Origin of the sequence: Kitasatospora sp. NBC_01560 (assembly GCF_045208415.1) — a bacterium.
Taxonomy (GTDB): Bacteria; Actinomycetota; Actinomycetes; order Streptomycetales; family Streptomycetaceae; genus Kitasatospora.
This window is the reverse complement of sequence record NZ_CP109364.1, coordinates 4741858-4758238: the sequence shown is the minus strand read 5'-3', so window position 1 is coordinate 4758238 and position 16381 is coordinate 4741858. Positions and strand designations below refer to the sequence as shown.

19 protein-coding genes and 1 pseudogene are annotated in these 16381 nt (G+C 73.0%); 6 read left to right on the top strand and 14 right to left on the bottom strand.

The features are described 5' to 3' along the window. Positions 1–21 precede the first annotated feature (21 nt). The 5 genes from OH807_RS20755 to OH807_RS20735 form a co-directional block, all read right to left on the bottom strand. Positions 22–423, bottom strand: coding sequence for a DNA-binding protein (locus tag OH807_RS20755; RefSeq protein WP_406200972.1), 402 nt, complete (start codon positions 421–423; stop codon positions 22–24). Further along, positions 420–668: a hypothetical protein gene (locus OH807_RS20750; protein ID WP_406200970.1), complete on the bottom strand. Its 249-nt coding sequence runs from the start codon at positions 666–668 to the stop codon at positions 420–422. Before OH807_RS20750 ends, OH807_RS20755 begins: the two co-directional genes overlap by 4 nt. 190 nt (positions 669–858) lie before the next feature. Next, positions 859–1572 (bottom strand): hypothetical protein, encoded by a 714-nt coding sequence (locus OH807_RS20745; protein WP_406200968.1) that lies wholly within the window; start codon positions 1570–1572, stop codon positions 859–861. A gap of 94 nt (positions 1573–1666) precedes the next feature. Then, positions 1667–2527 (bottom strand): hypothetical protein, encoded by an 861-nt coding sequence (locus OH807_RS20740; RefSeq protein WP_406200965.1) that lies wholly within the window; start codon positions 2525–2527, stop codon positions 1667–1669. After that, the gene (locus OH807_RS20735; RefSeq protein ID WP_406200963.1) at positions 2524–3069 is read right to left on the bottom strand and encodes an RNA polymerase sigma factor; all 546 of its coding nucleotides are present in this window, start codon (positions 3067–3069) and stop codon (positions 2524–2526) included. Before OH807_RS20735 ends, OH807_RS20740 begins: the two co-directional genes overlap by 4 nt. 87 nt (positions 3070–3156) lie before the next feature. On the opposite strand from OH807_RS20735, the gene OH807_RS20730 reads away from it, so the two are divergent. Next, a complete protein-coding gene (locus OH807_RS20730) occupies positions 3157–4080 on the top strand; it encodes a serine/threonine-protein kinase (RefSeq protein ID WP_406200961.1) in 924 nt (307 codons plus the stop codon). A 67-nt stretch (positions 4081–4147) separates the two neighbouring features. Here the strand turns inward: OH807_RS20730 and OH807_RS20725 are convergent. From OH807_RS20725 to OH807_RS20705, 5 genes and pseudogenes are all read right to left on the bottom strand, one after another. Further along, a pseudogene (locus tag OH807_RS20725) lies at positions 4148–4285 on the bottom strand (DNA-binding protein); the annotation flags it as partial. A gap of 27 nt (positions 4286–4312) precedes the next feature. After that, complete coding sequence (locus OH807_RS20720) at positions 4313–4774, bottom strand: hypothetical protein (protein WP_406200958.1); 462 nt, start codon at positions 4772–4774, stop codon at positions 4313–4315. Continuing rightward, positions 4771–5418: a DUF433 domain-containing protein gene (locus tag OH807_RS20715; RefSeq protein WP_035847110.1), complete on the bottom strand. Its 648-nt coding sequence runs from the start codon at positions 5416–5418 to the stop codon at positions 4771–4773. Before OH807_RS20715 ends, OH807_RS20720 begins: the two co-directional genes overlap by 4 nt. Before the next feature lie 76 nt (positions 5419–5494). Further along, positions 5495–6772, bottom strand: coding sequence for a hypothetical protein (locus OH807_RS20710; protein WP_406200955.1), 1278 nt, complete (start codon positions 6770–6772; stop codon positions 5495–5497). Next, entirely contained in the window at positions 6769–7083 is a 315-nt protein-coding gene (locus OH807_RS20705; protein ID WP_406200952.1) for a hypothetical protein, read from the bottom strand. Before OH807_RS20705 ends, OH807_RS20710 begins: the two co-directional genes overlap by 4 nt. A gap of 80 nt (positions 7084–7163) precedes the next feature. Between OH807_RS20705 and OH807_RS20700 the strand changes: the two genes are divergently transcribed. From OH807_RS20700 to OH807_RS20680, 5 genes are all read left to right on the top strand, one after another. Continuing rightward, positions 7164–8054, top strand: coding sequence for an LLM class flavin-dependent oxidoreductase (locus tag OH807_RS20700; protein ID WP_406200950.1), 891 nt, complete (start codon positions 7164–7166; stop codon positions 8052–8054). 368 nt (positions 8055–8422) lie between these two features. Further along, the gene (locus OH807_RS20695; protein WP_406200948.1) at positions 8423–9307 is read left to right on the top strand and encodes a hypothetical protein; all 885 of its coding nucleotides are present in this window, start codon (positions 8423–8425) and stop codon (positions 9305–9307) included. 52 nt (positions 9308–9359) lie between these two features. Next, positions 9360–10250 carry a hypothetical protein gene (locus tag OH807_RS20690; RefSeq protein ID WP_406200946.1) on the top strand — a complete coding sequence of 297 codons (891 nt, stop codon included), beginning with the start codon at positions 9360–9362 and terminating at the stop codon, positions 10248–10250. Further along, positions 10247–11191 (top strand): hypothetical protein, encoded by a 945-nt coding sequence (locus tag OH807_RS20685; protein WP_406200944.1) that lies wholly within the window; start codon positions 10247–10249, stop codon positions 11189–11191. The genes OH807_RS20690 and OH807_RS20685 overlap by 4 nt, the downstream gene beginning before the upstream one ends. After that, positions 11188–12285: a hypothetical protein gene (locus OH807_RS20680; RefSeq protein ID WP_406200942.1), complete on the top strand. Its 1098-nt coding sequence runs from the start codon at positions 11188–11190 to the stop codon at positions 12283–12285. Before OH807_RS20685 ends, OH807_RS20680 begins: the two co-directional genes overlap by 4 nt. A 65-nt stretch (positions 12286–12350) precedes the next feature. Here OH807_RS20680 and OH807_RS20675 read toward each other — a convergent pair whose 3' ends face one another. From OH807_RS20675 to OH807_RS20660, 4 genes are read right to left on the bottom strand one after another with little or no spacing between them, the layout of a single operon-like run. After that, the gene (locus OH807_RS20675) at positions 12351–12878 is read right to left on the bottom strand and encodes a hypothetical protein (protein WP_406200940.1); all 528 of its coding nucleotides are present in this window, start codon (positions 12876–12878) and stop codon (positions 12351–12353) included. After that, complete coding sequence (locus tag OH807_RS20670) at positions 12875–13426, bottom strand: hypothetical protein (protein WP_406200939.1); 552 nt, start codon at positions 13424–13426, stop codon at positions 12875–12877. The genes OH807_RS20675 and OH807_RS20670 overlap by 4 nt, the downstream gene beginning before the upstream one ends. Then, the gene (locus OH807_RS20665; protein WP_406200937.1) at positions 13423–14082 is read right to left on the bottom strand and encodes a hypothetical protein; all 660 of its coding nucleotides are present in this window, start codon (positions 14080–14082) and stop codon (positions 13423–13425) included. Before OH807_RS20665 ends, OH807_RS20670 begins: the two co-directional genes overlap by 4 nt. 11 nt (positions 14083–14093) lie before the next feature. Further along, entirely contained in the window at positions 14094–16379 is a 2286-nt protein-coding gene (locus tag OH807_RS20660) for a hypothetical protein (RefSeq protein WP_406200935.1), read from the bottom strand. Between the last annotated feature and the right edge of the window lie 2 nt (positions 16380–16381).

The window sequence follows — 16381 nt, the reverse complement described above, 5'->3', positions numbered from 1 at the left end:
GGGGGGTGGGCCCCGGACGGTTCAGACAGCGATGACCCGGACGCGGCTGCCGCAGAGCTTCACCATGTCATCGACGTCGGAGGTGAGCACGGCCACCGGGCCCGGCTGTCTGAGTGCCACTTCGGCGACGGTCGCATCGATCGCGTGCTTGTGTCCGTGCAGGCCGGCCTGGATCAGGAGCTTCGCCGAGGCGCGCGCCGCCTGCTCCGTCACGGGCTCGATCCTGACCTGCGAGAGCGCCCAGTTCAGCCGCGGCGTGTTCACCCGGGCATGCACGACCTCCACGATGGTGTTGGCGCAGACCACCAGGTCGGCCGCCATCGAGTGGAAGGACCGGATCATCGCGAGCGTCCCACGGTCGTGCGAGAACCAGGCGGACAGTCCCTGGGAGTCCAGGACGACCGTTTCGATCCGGTCGCTCACGCGGCGTTCGCCGAGCGGTCCTGGGCGGTCGAGCCGAAGATCCTGGCGTTCGCCGCCGCCAGTTCCTCCTCGGTGAACGCCCCGTGCTCCTCCTCGTAGCGACGCAGTTCCTCACCGAGCAGCTGGTGCCGGATCTGGCGGCTCACGGCCTCGGCGACGTACCCCGAGACGTTGTCGGTGAGCTTCTTCAGCTCGGCCACCTGCTCGCTGGGGAGAGTGACCGTGATGCGGGTCGTGGCTGACATACGAGAAGCATACTGCGATATGCGCCGCCTCGGCAGGCTTCCCGCGTCATGGCGCCGGCAGCGGCGCCGAGCACGGTGATCCTCCCCGTTCGCCGACGACCCGCACGGTGGCCCCGCAGGCTGCCGTGAGCGCTTCTTCGATGTCCGGGGCCGGCTCCGCCCGGCGGAGCGGGCGGAGCCGGGCTGCCGGTCAGGCGGAAAGGCGCTTGAGTGCTGCGGTGGCGAGGCCTTCGACGGAGCCCGGGGTGCCGGTGAGCTCGACGACGGCGACCCTGGAGCCGCTGCGCAGGACGGCGACCCCGCCGCCGGCCACGCCGTCGCCGCTGTAGGACGGGTACCAGCGGGCGGTGCCGCCGGTGACGGTCAGGGTGTGGGCCGCGCCGTAGCGCCAGTGGCCGGCGGGCTCGTCCTGGCAGTCCTCGACGAGCGCGACGAGCTGCTTCTCCCAGGTGGCGGCGAGGGTCCCGGTGGGGGCGCTCGCGGCCGACTCGGTCAGCAGGCCGGCGGTGTCGAAGGTCCAGGTCACGGACGCGTACGCGGTGGCCGTGCCCTTCGTCAGGTCGCGCATCGTCTCCTCGCCGGAGCACGCGGACAGCCCCTGGCGTCCGGTCAGCGCAACGGTCGCGCCGACCGGGTTCAGGCCCTGCTGGGCGTAGTCCTCGCTCTGGACGAGGCGGGCGGAGCCGAGCCCGGGTGCGGCGGCGGCGGCCGCAGTCGGGTGGCCGGTGGGGGCGGACTGGGAGGCGGCCGGCGTGGGCCGCGCGGTGTTGCGCGCGGCGCCGTCGGCGGTGGCCGACTGGGTGCCGACGACGCTGGCCGTGATCAGTGCGGCGGCGAGGCAGGCCGCGGCGGCGACCCGGTTGCGGCGAACGGACTTCTGCTGGACGGCCTGGTTCTCGGTCATCTGGTCCCCCTGGTGGTCGGGACGCCTGCTGCGTCCTCGTACAACCGGGGAGATGCCGCCGGAGAAGGGAAAGTTGGAGCCCTGACCGGCTGTTTCACAGCTGTGACAGAGCGGTCCTGACGACGCGGTCCATCGCGGCCGTCCCCAGGCAGGCGTCGACCTCCAGCACCCCGTAGTGGGTGCCGCTGCGGAGCACGGCGATGCCGCCGCAGGGCTCCTTGCCCTCGGGCGCCGTACCGGTGGTGTTGAGGGACCCCTGGTAGGTGCCCATCCAGCTCGCGGTGACGTCCGGGCCGAGCCGCACCGTCGTGGTCCTTCCGTAGACCCAGTGCCCCGGCGTCGACTCCTGGCAGGGCACCTCCTCCAGGAGCAGGCGCTCGCTGAAGTTCTGTGCCCGGGAAGGGCTCTGGGCCTCGGCGGCGACCTCGCGGGCGACCTGGTCGGCGTGGTCGACGGCCCGCGTGGGGTCGTCCGCGGTGCGGGTGCCGGTGGTCAGTCCGCGGAAGTGGGCACCGGGGCCGCCCAGGGTCTGGGTGAGGGTCTTCTCACCGGAGCAGGCCGCGTTGGCGTAGACCCCGTCGCCGTACCGGTCGGTGACGTGGATCTGCTTGCTGCCGACGTCCGGGCCGAACGCCGCGGGTGCCAGAAGGTTCGCGGTCGTCAACGGCCCGGTCGCACCGGTCGCACCGGTCGACGAGGCGGAGGCGGATCCGGAGGCCGAGGACTCGGGCGTCGGGGCGGACGCGCCGGGCGCCGCGAGCGCGGACCCGCCCTGAGTTGCCCCGCCGGCCGCGGCACCCGACCGCGCTGCCGGGTGCGCGGTGGCGCCGGGGGGCGCGGGCAGGACGAACCGGCCGGTCGCCAGCCCCAGCGCGGCGGCAGCCACCAGGGCGGCGACGGCGGACCGGGGCCGGACGACGACGCGGTCGCCGCCCGCCGCGGGACCGCCGTTCACAGACCGGTGACCAGGCGCTCGCGCATGAAGCGGCGGGCCTGGTGGATACGGTCCTTGACCGTGCCCAACGGGGCGTTCAGCTCCTCGGCCACCTGCACGTAGGTCAGGTCGCCCAGGTCGCGCAGCACGAAGGACTCCACCAGGGTGGGGTGCTGCTGCTCCAGCGCGGCCAGTGCCTCCATCAGGTCGAGTCTGGTCCCGGCGATGACGCTGGTGGTCCGCGGGTCGACGGACTCGGGGAGGTCGGCGTGGCTGTCCTCGGCGCGCCGGCGCATCGAGCGGTAGGTGGACCGGGCGGCGTTCGAGGCGATCACCGTCACCCAGCCCAGGAAGGAGCCGTGGCCGCCGTACTCGCCCAGGTGCGTGCTGATGGACAGCAGCGCGTCCTGCGCGGCCTCCTCCGCGTCGGCGTGGTGGGGCAGGAAGCGCGAGCAGCGGCGCAGCACCACCGGCCGCAGCTTGGCCAGCAGGTACTCCGTCGACCCCGGGTCCCCCGCCCGGGCAGCTGCCACGAGCCGTTCCAGCTCGCCGTCCTCGAACACCCGGATCCCCCCGTTTCGTCCCGCCCGGCACCGCACGCGTCGAACGGGAGTTCCGCACTCCCCCCGACTCCGGCAGAATGCTGCCACATGCGCAAGCTCGGCCGTTACCTCCTCATGGACCGGCTCGGAGCCGGCTCCTTCGCGACGGTCTGGAAGGCCTACGATCCGGAGCTCGACACCGAGGTCGCGGTGAAGGTGCTGGCCGAGAACTGGGCCGCCAACGCCGATGTGCGCGAGCGGTTCCTGGCGGAGGCGAGGCTGCTGCGCCGGATCGCCAGCCCGCGGGTGGTCCGGGTGCACGACGTCGGGGTGCAGGAGGACCGGCCCTACTTCGTGATGGACTACGTACGCGGCGGCACCCTGGCGGACCGGGTCGGGCAGTGCGACCCGCAGGAGGCGCTGCGGCTGGCCGCGGAGGCGGGCTACGCCGTCCAGGTCCTGCACGAGGCGGGCGTGGTGCACCGCGACGTCAAGCCGTCCAACCTGCTGCTCGCCGCGGGCCCCGCACCCGCCGCGGTGCTGGTGGCGGACCTGGGCAGCGCCAAGCAACTGGCCGACGCGTCCGGGCTGACGGTGACCACGGGCACGCCCGCGTACATGGCACCGGAACAGGCCTTCCAGACCGGCGGGTTCGACGGGAGGGCCGACGTGTACGCGTTGGCCGTCGTGGCCTACGAGCTGCTGACCGGGCAGAAGCCGTTCGGCCCGGGCGGCCGCGCCACCGCGATGATGACCGACCTGCCGACCGCCCCGACGCTGCCGGCGCTCCCGGCCGGAGCGGAGCTCCCGCCGAACGTCGCCCTGCTGCTACGGACCGCGATGTCCGTCGAGCCGGCGGACCGACCGCCGACCGCCGAGGCCTTCGCGGACGCGTTGCTGGCCCCGGCCCCGCAGTCCCGGCCCCCGGAGCCCGTCCCGGAGGGCCCCGGGTGGCTGACCCCGCGCGCGGTCTGTCTGGCGTCGGGCGCGGTGTTCACGGCGGCGGCCCTGCTGAGCTGGCTGCTGCGTTGAATCCGACCGGGGCGCAGCCCGAACTGCGGAAACGCGTCCCAGGGCCGGAGCGAGCGGGTCGAGTGGGTCAGATCGGCTCGACCGCGATGCGGCGGTGACACAGGCGGCGCAGGGCGTCGACATCGCTGGTCACCACGGTCACGTCGCCGTGTTCCGCGTGCGCGGTGGCTGCGAGCATCGCGTCGATGGCGTACTTGTGGCCGTGATGTTCCGCCGGTTCACCCTGATGCCACTACCCCTGTGAGTCGGTGGGCCAGAACTTGGGCGGGGCGCTGGCAGGATCGACGATCCGCAAGCGGCTCTGCTGGGACGGGTCGACCGCATTCAGCGAGATCAGGCGCTGGCTGTCCGCCTGGTCGAGTTCGGCCAAGGCATGGGGCAGGCCGGCGCACACAGTGGCGATAGCTGCACCGAGACCCACCAACCCGCCGTGCTTGTGATTCTGGCGGTACTCGATGCGATGCAGGCTCGACTCTGCGATGGCGACTACTTCGAGCGGGCGGCTCAGTTGCTTCGTGTCATTCGTGACAACGATCTGAAAGCCGTCCGCTGCCGCACGCGCATAGAGGTCGACGTCCCTGGTTCCCGCCCAGCCGCTGAGTTCGGCTACGTGCTCGACGACGTGGTGCTTCAGAAGGAGCCGCACGATCCGCGCCATGGGAAGCGGCACATTCTCGTCGAGCAGCAGCTTCAAGACGCCGCCTGCCGGATTTCCGCATCCTCGTAACTGTCGACATAGTCGGCGAAGTCCGCAGCGTCGCGTGCTGCCTCTGCTGTGACGCCCGGGTAGTAGTCGCCGATCTGCTCAGGTGGCACGCCGTCCCGTAGGAGAGCGGCGACCTCTGTCGCCGGGATGCGTGTCCCTTCGACGACGGGCTCGCCGCCTCGCACGGCAGGGTCGATAGACACGTGCGGCCGGGGTTCAAGGAGGTCCGGGATGCGTCGACCCCCACGATAGAAGGGTGCGAGCACGTCCACCATGTCGTGGATGACGACATTGCCCTTGCTCCGCACGAGGTCCACTGCGTGGTCGGGGTCTGCCAGGTAGATCGTGTCACCGCCCGCGACCAGCCGGTAGGCCGAGAGGTGTTCCCGTTCGTCGAGGCCCTCGCGTAGCGTGCTCAGTGCCCGCCTGATCTTCTGGAGAGACGCCTCCTCGCGAAGACGGACACAGGCTCGGAGAGCGACCACGTCGCGAAAGGAGTAGAGGATCGGACGGGACGCCGAGATCTCCGGCACCAGGACAGCGCCGCGCTCGCCGGTGGCCCGCCGCCAGTGCGACAGCTGCCGCAGAGTTGCACCGGACAACGCGGCAGCCAGTTTGGGCTCGTACGACATGCGGCACCTCCTCGGCTCCAGACGACGATCCGACGCTACTTCATCGTCCCGTACGGGCATCAGGCTCGCCAGCATTTCACCCGGATGAGGCCGCCGAGACGCGCCGCGCCCTCGTGAGCTTTCGCCGTCGGTTGCCGGCCGTGAGCTCGCTCAGTCGCTCGCCGATCACGGATACGCCCGGTCGGGGCTCCTGCGCGTAGTACCAGGGCTTGCGCCGGCGCAGCAGTTCCTCACCGTGCTCGGCCCAGGTGAATCCGGGCTTCCGCAGCAGCTTCCGGAACACCGCGTCGACCGTCTCCGGGTAGGCGGCGGCCAGGCGGCGGATCGGCAGCGGCGCGATCGACTCCTCGCGCAGGTATGCGCGCAGCGCGTCCTGGTAATGCCTGCGGCCGGCGAGGGTCGGGTCTGCGAAGAGATCCCGCAGCATCCCGTAGTCAGCGTAGAAGTTGAGTCCGTCGACCTCGTCGTAGATGACGCCGATGGTGTCCGAGTCCGCGAGGGCCTGCGGCAGTTCGAAGGCCGGGAAGGCCAGGCCGGGCAGCTGCCTGCCCCGGGCCCGGTCGGGCCGCTCGGCGGCGGCGGCCTCCTGCCGGTGCCGGTAGTAGGCGTTGAGCCGGTCCTCGGCTTCGGCAGGGTGGAGGACCAGTTCGTCGCTGCCGCAAAACTGGATGAACGCGGCCCGGTCCTCCCGCATCGACTCCCATCCCTGCACGATCTTCTCGGGGTTGCGGAAGACCAGTTCAGGGTGGTTGGTGGCCAGCTGGAGTGCTGCCCGGGCGATCTCGCCGGCGCTGGATTTCGGGTAGGACGACATCGCACCTGAGATCAGCCACGCCCCCTCGGCCGAGTGGACGGGCACCAGGCAGGCGAGGAGAAATCCTCCGGCGGACACTCCGCGAAAGGCCGCCCGCCCGACGTTCGAGTACGTTCGGTACTCCAGGTCGTCGACCAGGTTCAGCAGGACGACGGCGTCCCCGTCCTTGCGCTGGATCTCGAAGATGCCTTCGATGGGGGCACGCCAGCCGAGCAGCATCGCCCGATCGGCTTCGGTCAGGTCCCGCCGCCCGGCGACGAACCGGTCCACCACGGTCGAACCGTCCGGCAAGCGGTACCGCAGGATGAAATGGTCGGTGATCCGGATTGCCTCACCCTCATCCAGCAGCCGCTCAGGGCCCGCGCCCTCCAGCAGGAGGGGAGTCAACCACCGGTCGAAGCGCGCGCTCCGCGCGAAGGCGACGAGTTCGCCCTTCAGCTCGGAACATCGCTCGATCAGGCCTCGCAACGACGCCTCGTCCTCGCTCCGTACAGCAGCAGTCATGCGAGCCCTCTCGGTCTTGAAGGTGCCGACGCTCACTGCGCCCAGTAGTAGCGATATGCCTCGACCCACTCCGCTCCGGCCGGAGCCGGGTCCGGCAGTGGAAGGTCCAGCAGCCCGATCGTCTGCCGGAATCCGTCACGGGTGCACAGGGCGACGATCCTTCCGTCCTGCGACAGGTCGACGCCGCCCACGGTCACTTCGACGCCCAGCACCAAAGTGCCGAAGGGCACCGCAAGGTTCTCCTCGACGGCGGTGAACAGAGCCGACACCTGCTCGTGCTCGTCGTAGGTGTCGACCGTCGCCTCATCGACCAACGCGGCCAGTTCTCGCCTGCTCAACGTGCCCATGGCGCCACGCTAGCCGAACTGACCGTGCCGTCTCACGGGCGGTTCGAAGCACCGCCGATTTGCGCGCGTATCGTCGCTGCATGCGCTTGAGTACCGTTATCCTCCCCATCCACCGGTGGAGCGAGGGGCAGAAGATCTGGCGGCGGGCCGAGGACCTCGGGTTCCACGCCGCGTACACCTACGACCACCTCTCCTGGCGTTCCTTCCGGGAGGAGCCCTGGTTCGGGGCCGTCCCGACCCTGACGGCCGCCGCGACCGCCACCGAGCGGCTCCGCCTCGGCACCCTGGTCACCTCGCCGAACTTCCGGCACCCGGTGACGCTGGCGAAGGAGCTGGTCACGCTGGACGATGTGTCCGGTGGGCGGGTGACCGTCGGGATCGGGGCCGGGGGGACGGGCTTCGACGCGACGGCGATGGGCCAGGAGGCGTGGTCGCCGAAGGAGCGGGCGGACCGGTTCGGCGAGTTCCTGCCGCTGCTGGACGAGCTGCTGCGCAAGGACGCCACGACGCGCGAGGGCACGTACTACGCGGCGGTCGAGGCGCGGAACATCCCCGGCTGCGTGCAGACGCCGCGGGTGCCGTTCTACGTCGCCGCGACCGGGCCGCGCGGGCTCCGGCTGGCGGCCGAGTACGGGCAGGGCTGGGTGACGTACGGGGACGCGAAGGGGCCGGCCGACGTCCCGGTCGCGGAGGCGCCCGGTGTCATCGCCCGGCAGATCGAGAAGCTCACGGCGGCCTGCGAGGCGACCGGCCGGGACGTGGCGACGCTGGAGAAGGTGCTGCTGCAGGGCTCGACGGCGGAGAAGCCGCTGGAGTCGGTCGGGGCGTTCGTCGACTGGGCGGGCACCTACCGGGCGTTGGGGATCACCGAGCTGGTGGTCCACTGGCCGGTGCCGGACTCCATCTTCGCCAACGACCTCGCGGTCTTCGAGCGGATCGCCACCGAAGGGCTGGCCCAGCTGGACGGCTGAGCCGGGGCCGGGAGCGGGCTCCGCGGCAGGGCGCGTGACGGGGTGACAGGGGCGGGTCGGCGAGCGGGCCGGCCCGCCCATTGCGGTTCGATCACGGCATGTCCGATTGATGGATCATTGGGCGGAGTGCGGTGATTGATTTTGTTGGCACGGATGTGGACCGGCTCTCATAATTCCCGGTGAGACGCGTGACGGTCGGCCCGGAGAGCCACGGGGGGTGGCCTGCGAGGGGCCTGCGCGCGACATTCCACATTCCCCGGGGGAGTCTCTTGTCCGCGCCCGAAAACGTGCCGCCTGCCGCCGATCCGGCCCAGGAGGCGTCGTCCGGAACCGCTGCCGTACCCACTGACGCACCGGCACCCGTTCCCGTGTCCGTTCCCGCCGAAGCGCCCGCCGACACGCCCGCTGACGCACCCGTTCCCGCTGACGGACCCGTTCCCGCTGACGCACCCGCGTCCGCCGAAGCGCCCGTACCCGTCGAGGGTGCCGCGCCCGGGCGGAAGAAGCTGCCGCGTGCGCTCGGCGTCGCCCTGGCCACCGCCGGCCTGCTCGCCGTGACGGCGACCAGTGCCGCCGTCACGGTGGCGGTCGGCAGGCCGGACGCCCGGCCGGCCGTGGCCGCCGCCCTGCCGAGCGCGGGCCCGACGGTGAGCGCGAGTCCGACGGCCTCGCCCTCGCCCACGCCCACCGCCACGCCCACCCCGGTGGCCCCGGTGGCCCCCGTGCCCAAGCCGGTCAGCACCGTCAAGGGCACCGTCAGCGGCGCCAAGCACGACGGTGACCTGCGCTTCTTCCTGCTCCCGATCCCCGACGGCGGCGAGTCCTACGGACCGTCCGACGGCATGACGATGACCGACTCCGAGGTGTCCGAGCTCTTCGGCAACCAGGACGGCATCATGCGGATCCTGCGCTCGTACGGGTACAAGGACGCCGCGACCCGGATGTACCGCACGGCCGACGGCAAGGCCGAGGTGACGGTGACCCTGCTGCACTTCGGATCGGGCGGGCAGGCGGGCGACTTCGCGAAGAACTACACGATGAAGCTGGACCCGATCGACATCGACGGGGACCCGAACGCCCACGGCTACGTGCACCAGCCCAAGCAGCAGGCCTACACCGGTTCGATGACCGGGATCTCCAGCCAGGGCGACGTGCAGTACACGGTCGACGTCGACGTGAAGGGCAGCCCGGACAAGGCACTGCTGAGCGAGCTGATGAAGCGCCAGCGCGAGTGGCTGTCCTCCGGCGGCTGAGCCCCGCCACCGCCCCGTCCGACGTCACCCTTCCTTTCCCTGGAGACACTCCGTGACCACCGAACCCGTGGAGCCGTCGCCCGCCGACGCGCCTCCGCCGGCCGCACCCGACGTGCCGGCCGCACCCGACGTGCCGGCCGCACCCGACGTGCCGGCCGCACCCGACGTGCCGGCCGCGCCCGCCGTACCCGACGCTGCCGCCCATCCGCTGGCCTACCCGCCCGCCTACCCGGCGGCCGGTCCGCAGCTGCCCGTCCGCCGTCCGAGCCGTCCGCGGCCGGTGCTGCTGCTGGTGTCCGGCCTGGTGCTCGGCACCGTGCTCGGCGGCGCCGTCGGCTACGCGATCCAGGCCCGCCGCCCGCCGACGCCGCTGCCGCCGATCCAGGTGGCGCTGCCGTCCTACCCCGCGTGGTCGGTGGACCCGACCGCCGCCGCCGCGGCGGCGCCGAAGCCGCTCGCCATCGACGGCGACCTGCGCAAGCTGCTGATGGCCGCCCCTGCCGGCAGCTCCGCCTGGGACGACTACGCGGACAAGCCGAGCTGGATCAGCGTCGGCGAACTCGCCGAGCACAAGGGCAACTCGGCCTCGCTGTTCAAGGCGCTGAACTACCAGGAGTTCCGGCGGGCCGCCGAGATCAACTGGAAGAAGGACGACGTGAAGGTCCGCGTCACCCTGATCCAGTACTCGCCCGACCGTGCCGCCGAGGCCAAGTCCCGGGCGAACGGCTACGACCTCAAGCCGTTCGCCGAGGACGGCAACGGCGGCGTCAAGGTCTTCGACAGCCCCGAGTACTGGGCCGAGACCACCGAGAAGTACTACTACGGCTCCGCGGTCGCGCAGCGCGGCACGGTGGTGATGCAGGTCGAGGTCTTCGGCACGAAGAAGGTGGACCCCGAGTTCGTGAAGGGCATGGCCAAGCAGCAGTGGGAGCGGCTGGTATGAGCGACAGCACCGTGAGCGGGGCCCAGGCCCCCGAGCCGACGCCCGGCGTCGCGCCCACCCCGCCGGTCGCGGAGCCCGCGCTCCCGGCCCGGGCCCCCGGGCACCCGTCCTCCCCCGGGCACCCCGGGCACCCCGCGTACGCCGAGCACCCCGCGTACCCCGGCTACCCCGCGCCGCCGGTGCCGCCGGCGAGCGCGAAGCCGTCCCGTCGTCTGCTGCGCGCCGGCGGTGCGACGGTGGCGGCCGCCCTGGTCGGGGTGGTGATCGGTGTCGGCATCATCAAGACCCAGTACGACGAGCCCGCGGCGGTCGCCGTCGCGGCACCGACGAGCGCGCCCGCGCCCGCGTCGACCGCCACCGCCACGCCGTTCGGCGCCAAGTCCAACGGCAACCACTTCGGTTCGCTGCGCGACCTGCTGCTGCCCGTCCCGGCCGACTACCGGCTCGGCCCCGACGAGGGCGCCTACGGCAACGACGCCGAGCTGAGCGCCGATCAGCTCTCGGCGGAGCTGGACGACGACCTCCAGCAGATCCCCAAGGAGAAGCGCGACACGCTGCGCCAGTACTGGGAGGGCCTGCACGTCAAGGCCACCGGCGTGCGCACCTACAAGAACCGGGCGGACGACCTGGTCGTCAGCATGAAGCTGCGCCAGTTCAACCAGCAGGAGGTGCAGAAGCTGAACGAGTACACGGCCGTCTTCACGGGCGACACCGGTCTCTTCCGCATCGGCCCCTCGATCCCGAACCACCCCGAGGCGCACTGCTACCTGATGCCGGCGCCGCCGTCCGCGCCGATCGACTACCTGGAGTGCTCGGCCGCCGAGGGCGACCTCCTGGTCGTCATGGCCGCCGAGGGCGTGGCCCCGCTGCCCAAGGACAAGATCGTCGCCCTCTTCACCCAGCAGCTCGACCGCCTCGCCACCCCGGGAGCGTCCGCATGACCGAGAACGCCACCCCGAACGACGACGCGGCCGCCCCCGTCGCGCCGCCCGCGGCCCCGCCCGTCGCGCCGCCCCCGCCCGTCGGGCCCGCGGACGCGCCCGCCGCACCCGCACCCGCGGACCCGTACGCGCCGCCGCCCCCTGGCGCCGCCGGGCCGTCGGCGCCGTACCCGCAGCCGGTGCCCGAGCCGTTGAGCCCCGAGGAGCTCGCGGCCCGCCGCACCCGCCGGCGCCGGGCGGCGGTGCGCTGGAGCGCGGCCGTCCTGGTCTGCGCGCTGGCGGGTACGGGCGCCGCGGTGGCCGTCACCACGCCGGAGCGCACCGACATCCCGGGCCTGGCCACCGAGCGGGACGGCCGTTACACCTTCCCCGCGCTGGCCCTGCCGCCGCTGCCCTCCGGCAAGGCCGTACCGCGGGAGAGCAAGAGCCGCCACGCCGCGGACCTGCGGTACCTGCTGCTGCCCGCCCCCAAGGAGGCGGGCGGCTCGCTGGCGCCGATGGTGTTCCCGACCCCGTCCGGGGCCCCGTCCGGCGCGGCGTCCGGGAGCCCGACGGCCTCGTCCGGCGCGTCCGGCAGCCCCGCCGCGAGCCCGTCCGGTGCGGCGTCCGCCACCTCGTCGGCGGCTCCGTCCGCGAGCCCGTCGGCCGGCGCGGACTGGGTGCCCTGCGACGCGGTCGCGGGCGAGCAGAAGGACCCGGCGGTGCTGCGCGCCCTGCTGCTGAAGAACGCCTGCCGGGCCGCGGCCCTCCGGGAGTGGACGGCGGCGGACGGCACCCGGACGCAGATCCGGCTGCTCTCCTTCGGCTCCTCCAGCGAGGCCTGGGACGTCTTCGCCGAGCTGCGCTCCAACGCCGACCTGAAGGACCACCCCGGTCTCCTGACCGCCTCCAGCGGCGACTGGGACTCCGTCTCGGGTGTGGACCTCTCCGTCCGCGAGTCGCCGGACGCCAGGCCGAACGCCGGTCCGACCGGCCGGGTGGCGTTCCTGGGGGCGGGTGACCTCGTCGGCGTCGTCACGATGAGCAACCCCAAGGGCGTCACGACGGCGGCGTTCCGTCAGGTCGTCACCCTCCAGTCCGACCTGCTGGTCTGAGCCGGCGCCCGGGCCCGGGCCGGCCGCGTCACCGAGGACGCGGCCGGCGCCCGGGCCCGGCCCGTTCAGCCCGTGGGCGGCGCTCCGGCCCCGGCGGCGCACGCGAGGGCCCCGGGCCCGGCGGCGGCCCGGGCGAAGGTGTCGGCCAGTGCCGTCATCCGGGCCGCGCCCGGGGTGTCGTTGCTGCCGGTGAGCCGGACGGTGACCGTGTAGGGCTCGGTCCGGCCGGCGGTGGCGCAGCCGAAGCGGGCGGTTCCGACGGTGCCGCCGGGGGCCGGGGCGTCGGTGCCCGGGCCGAGGGCCGCGACGGTCAGCACCCGGTGGCCCGCGCCGTACACCACGCAGAGCAGCACGGGGCCCTGCTTCTCGTCCGCCGGCCGGTACTGGGTGTCCACCCGCACGCGCCCGGTGGCGCCGAGCAGGCCGGCGAAGCCCGGGTCGGCGAGCGCGCCGCGGCACTCGCCGTTCGCGAGCGAGACGGCCGGCGGACGGTGCTCCGTGGCGTCGAGGTGGTGGTGCCAGCCGAGCAGGCCGCCGCCGAGCAGGACGACCACGCCGGCCGCGCCCGCGGCGGTCAGGGCGGAGCGGTTCATCCGCAGGTCTCCTTCAGCTCTCCGGCCAGCGCGTCCCGGGCGATCTGCTCCAGGTCGGGCTGCCCGGTGCGGGCCGCCTCACCCGCCGTGACCTCCAGCACCAGGTGGCCGACGGGGGCACCGGGGCAGTATTCGGCGACGCCGGCGCCGTCGGCCCAGGAGGCGGACAGGCTGCCCGCCCCGAAGCTGTGCGCGCCCGGGTGCGTCGCCGCGTCGTCGGAGAGCGCCACCGGGCCGTCGCGCCGCACGGCGGAGACGGTCAGTGCGGTGCGCCCGTCCACCCGGACAGTGCAGCGCCGGGCCCCGGAGCCGGAGCCGCCGTACCCGTTGGCCTCCCGGTCCTCGACGTCCTGTGCGCCCGGCGGCAGCAGCCGGCCGAGCGGGGTGCCGTCGCGGGTCGGCAGGCCGCAGAGCGTGGCGGCCCGGCCGGGCTCCTCGGCCGGCCGGTGGGCCTGCCGGTCGAGGTACCCCACGACTCCGGTGGCCGTCACGGCCAGCGCGAGCCCGGCCGTCAGCAGCAGGCCGCGCGACGGCCGGGCCCGGCTCACGCGCCGGTGCCGGACGGCGCCGGGGCGGAGGCCGCGGCGAGCGCCGGGGCCCCGCTCGGCCAGGCGACCGGGGCGGTGCAGCCGAGCGGGCCGGTGGCGGCCCGCCGGGCACTGTCGGTGGCGAGCCTGGCCCAGGCCTCCGGCGTCCAGGAGGCCGGGGGCGTCTGCGGGGTCCCCCCGGTGGCCGCGAACGGGGCGGCCTGCACGGTGAAGTACAGCGGCTTGCCGGACTTCCCGTACGTGCCGTCGCAGCGGAACGTCAGCCGGGCTCCCCAGCGGGTGACCGCGCTGCGGTCGCCGAAGCCGAGCGAGTACACCGGCTCGCCGGCCGGCGGGGCCGGGGCCTGGAGGCCGCCGCCCGGCGTCTCGCTGCCGGTCAGCCGGACGTCGACGCCGAGGCCCTGCTTGGCCTCGGCCGTGCAGGCCAGCAGTTGCAGCCCGGGCTGCTGGGCCGCGTCGAGCTGCTTGTCGAGCTTGTAGGCGGGTGCGGCCGCGGCGTCCATCAGCGCGCCGGCGTGGTCGGTGCGGACCACCCCGTCGCAGGCCGTGTTCCCGTCGGCGGCCCGGCCCGGGCCGTCACTGCCGCACCCGGCGAGGCCGAGGGTGGCGGCCAGTGCCAGCCCGGCCACCGCGGACCGGCGTGCTGTTCCCGTCATCGCGAGCCTCATCAGCCCTTCCCGTTGGAGCTCTGGTCGCTGTTGGAGCCGTCGGTGTAGCCGTTGAGGGCCGCGTCGCCGGCGCCGTCGGCGAGCCGCTTGAGGTCGTCGGCGCTGAGCTTGGTGCCGTAGCCGGCGTCGAGGACGGCCTGGCTGCCGCTGACCGCGGCCGACTTCCGGCCGTCGTCGACCTTCTCGCGGCCCTCCTGGTTGCCCTCTTCGGTGGTGTCGCGTTCGTTGGCCTTGACCACGCTGTCGGCGATCTCCTCGACGATGAAGTTGGCGGCCTCGCCCGCGATCGGCACCTTCTCGGTGACGGCGCCGATGGTGGTGGTGAAGGCCGTCGAGGCATAGCCGACGTTCTTCTCCAGCGCCTCGTTGTACTCCTTGTCGGAGGTCGCGTGACCGGAGTGGACCTCTTGGATCCGGGCCTCGTTGAGGATGCCGCCGACGACGCCGCCGGCCCGGGTGTTGGAGTTGACGTCGGCCTGCAGGCGGGCGAAGTCGGTCTGCCCGCTGTCGAGTTCGCCGCGGACCAGGGCGGTGGTGTACGCCTGGTTGGCGTTGACCACCGCGCCGTAGGCGTCCGGGTCCCGGCCGAGCGCGTCCAGCAGCCCGTGCACGGAGGAGCCCTTGAGGCCGGCGGGGGCGCCGTTCACCGGCAGGTCGTCCTTGTGCGGCGAGAGCGAGCGCTGGACGTCGCCGATGTAGTCCGCGCTCATGTGCCCGAGGCTGTCCCGCAGCGGCGCGAACTTCGCGTCCTCGCCCTTGATGTCGTCGAGGACGCCGCCGTTGCCGTGGGTGCCGAAGGTCTCCACGACCTTGTTCATCACGGCGGCCTGCTCGGCGGTGTGCTTGACCGGGGCGCCGGGCTCGGCGTCGTAGGGCCGGCCGGTGGTGGCCGCCTCCAGCGCGTGCCCGAGCGCGTCCGGGCCGCTCTTCATGCCGGCCTGGCGCAGCTCGTTCTTCTGCGAGACGGTGTCCGGCGTGTACTCCTTGTCGTGCGTGAAGTAGTTGAGGTAGTCGCCCGACTTGACCTTGCCGCCCGGGTTGACGGTGCCGTCGGTGTTGTACGCGGTCGGCGGGTCGTTGAAGAACTTGGTGGCGGCCGCCGGGCTGTGGCCGAGCGCCTCCAGGATCGCGGTGGTCGGCTCGAAGCCGGAGCCGCCGTCCGCACCGAGCAGGTTGTAGCCGCGCCGGTCGCTGCGCGGGGGGATGCCGACCGGGGCGGGCCAGTACTTCTCGTCGCTGTCGAGCTGGGTGATGTGCTCGGCGATCGGGTTGAGGAAGTGCGGGTCGTAGTCGCCGGTGCGCAGGATGCCGGAGAGCACCTGGTAGCCGTAGGGCGCGTAGTCCATGCCGCCCTGCCGGTAGGGCTTGTCCCACATCGTCTCGGAGCCGGCCTTGCGCAGGTCGGCGGCCCACTGGTCGGACAGGTGGGGCTCGTTGGTGGTGCGGGTGGCGGTGGCCAGGTTGAGGCCGAGGTTCTTCTGCAGCTCCTGGTACTGCTTCCACCGGGCGTCGCTGGCGCCGTTGAACTGCGACTCGTCGCCGACCATGTTGTTCCAGGCCTGCAGCGTCCCCTTGGGGCCGAGGTCCTGGTAGAACCTGGTGGAGAACTTCGGGTCGTTCTGGTTGGCGGACAGCAGCGAGTTGAGTTCGAGGAGTTCGGCGTCGCTGAGCTTGCTGCCCTTGCCGGCGAGCTGGGCCGCGCGGATGCCGTCGGCGTCCGGGCCGGCGCCGATCGCCTTGGCGTTGAAGGACTTCAGGTTGTCGGTGGCGGTGTCGGAGCGCAGGGCCCAGGCGGCCCGCTCGTCGGCGGCGGTGGCCTCCTCGACGGCGGAGTCGATCGCCTTCCGGGCCACCTCGGCCTTGGTGTGGTACTCGTCGTTGTAGGCCCGGCTGGCCTCCGGGTCGTGCCGGGTGGCGTTGTCGGCCGGCGGCCAGCTGACGGTGCCGTCGTCGGTGACGGTCAGTCCGGCGCCCTTGGCGTCGGCGACGGCCTTGTCCAGCTTGGCCTTGGCGGCCTGGAAGTCGTTGCCGGCGTCCTTGAAGACCGCGGCGATGGCGGTGGCCTGGGTGACGGCGGCGGTGATCTGCTCGTTGACGCGCTGGATCTTGGGCCGGGCCTGGTCGGCCGAGGGGCCGCTCCAGTTGGCGGAGTTGACCTTCGCCACCACCGTGCTGTCCCAGTCCTGGTCCATGGCGTGGAGCTTCTTGACCACGTCGTCCCAGGCGGTGGCGGCCTCGCCGAGGGTGTCCAGCTTCGCGGTGCTCAGTTCGTGGAAGTCGACCATCT

Excerpts from the sequence above, each read along its gene's own strand:
- OH807_RS20730 (WP_406200961.1), top strand. The coding sequence starts at position 3,157 with ATGCGCAAGCTCGGCCGTTACCTCCTCATGGACCGGCTCGGAGCCGGC.
- OH807_RS20660 (WP_406200935.1), bottom strand. The coding sequence starts at position 16,379 with ATGGTCGACTTCCACGAACTGAGCACCGCGAAGCTGGACACCCTCGGC.
- OH807_RS20750 (WP_406200970.1), bottom strand. The coding sequence starts at position 668 with ATGTCAGCCACGACCCGCATCACGGTCACTCTCCCCAGCGAGCAGGTG.
- OH807_RS20685 (WP_406200944.1), top strand. The coding sequence starts at position 10,247 with ATGAGCGACAGCACCGTGAGCGGGGCCCAGGCCCCCGAGCCGACGCCC.
- OH807_RS20705 (WP_406200952.1), bottom strand. The coding sequence starts at position 7,083 with ATGGGCACGTTGAGCAGGCGAGAACTGGCCGCGTTGGTCGATGAGGCG.
- OH807_RS20680 (WP_406200942.1), top strand. The coding sequence starts at position 11,188 with ATGACCGAGAACGCCACCCCGAACGACGACGCGGCCGCCCCCGTCGCG.
- OH807_RS20700 (WP_406200950.1), top strand. The coding sequence starts at position 7,164 with ATGCGCTTGAGTACCGTTATCCTCCCCATCCACCGGTGGAGCGAGGGG.
- OH807_RS20715 (WP_035847110.1), bottom strand. The coding sequence starts at position 5,418 with ATGTCGTACGAGCCCAAACTGGCTGCCGCGTTGTCCGGTGCAACTCTG.
- OH807_RS20675 (WP_406200940.1), bottom strand. The coding sequence starts at position 12,878 with ATGAACCGCTCCGCCCTGACCGCCGCGGGCGCGGCCGGCGTGGTCGTC.
- OH807_RS20665 (WP_406200937.1), bottom strand. The coding sequence starts at position 14,082 with ATGACGGGAACAGCACGCCGGTCCGCGGTGGCCGGGCTGGCACTGGCC.
- OH807_RS20745 (WP_406200968.1), bottom strand. The coding sequence starts at position 1,572 with ATGACCGAGAACCAGGCCGTCCAGCAGAAGTCCGTTCGCCGCAACCGG.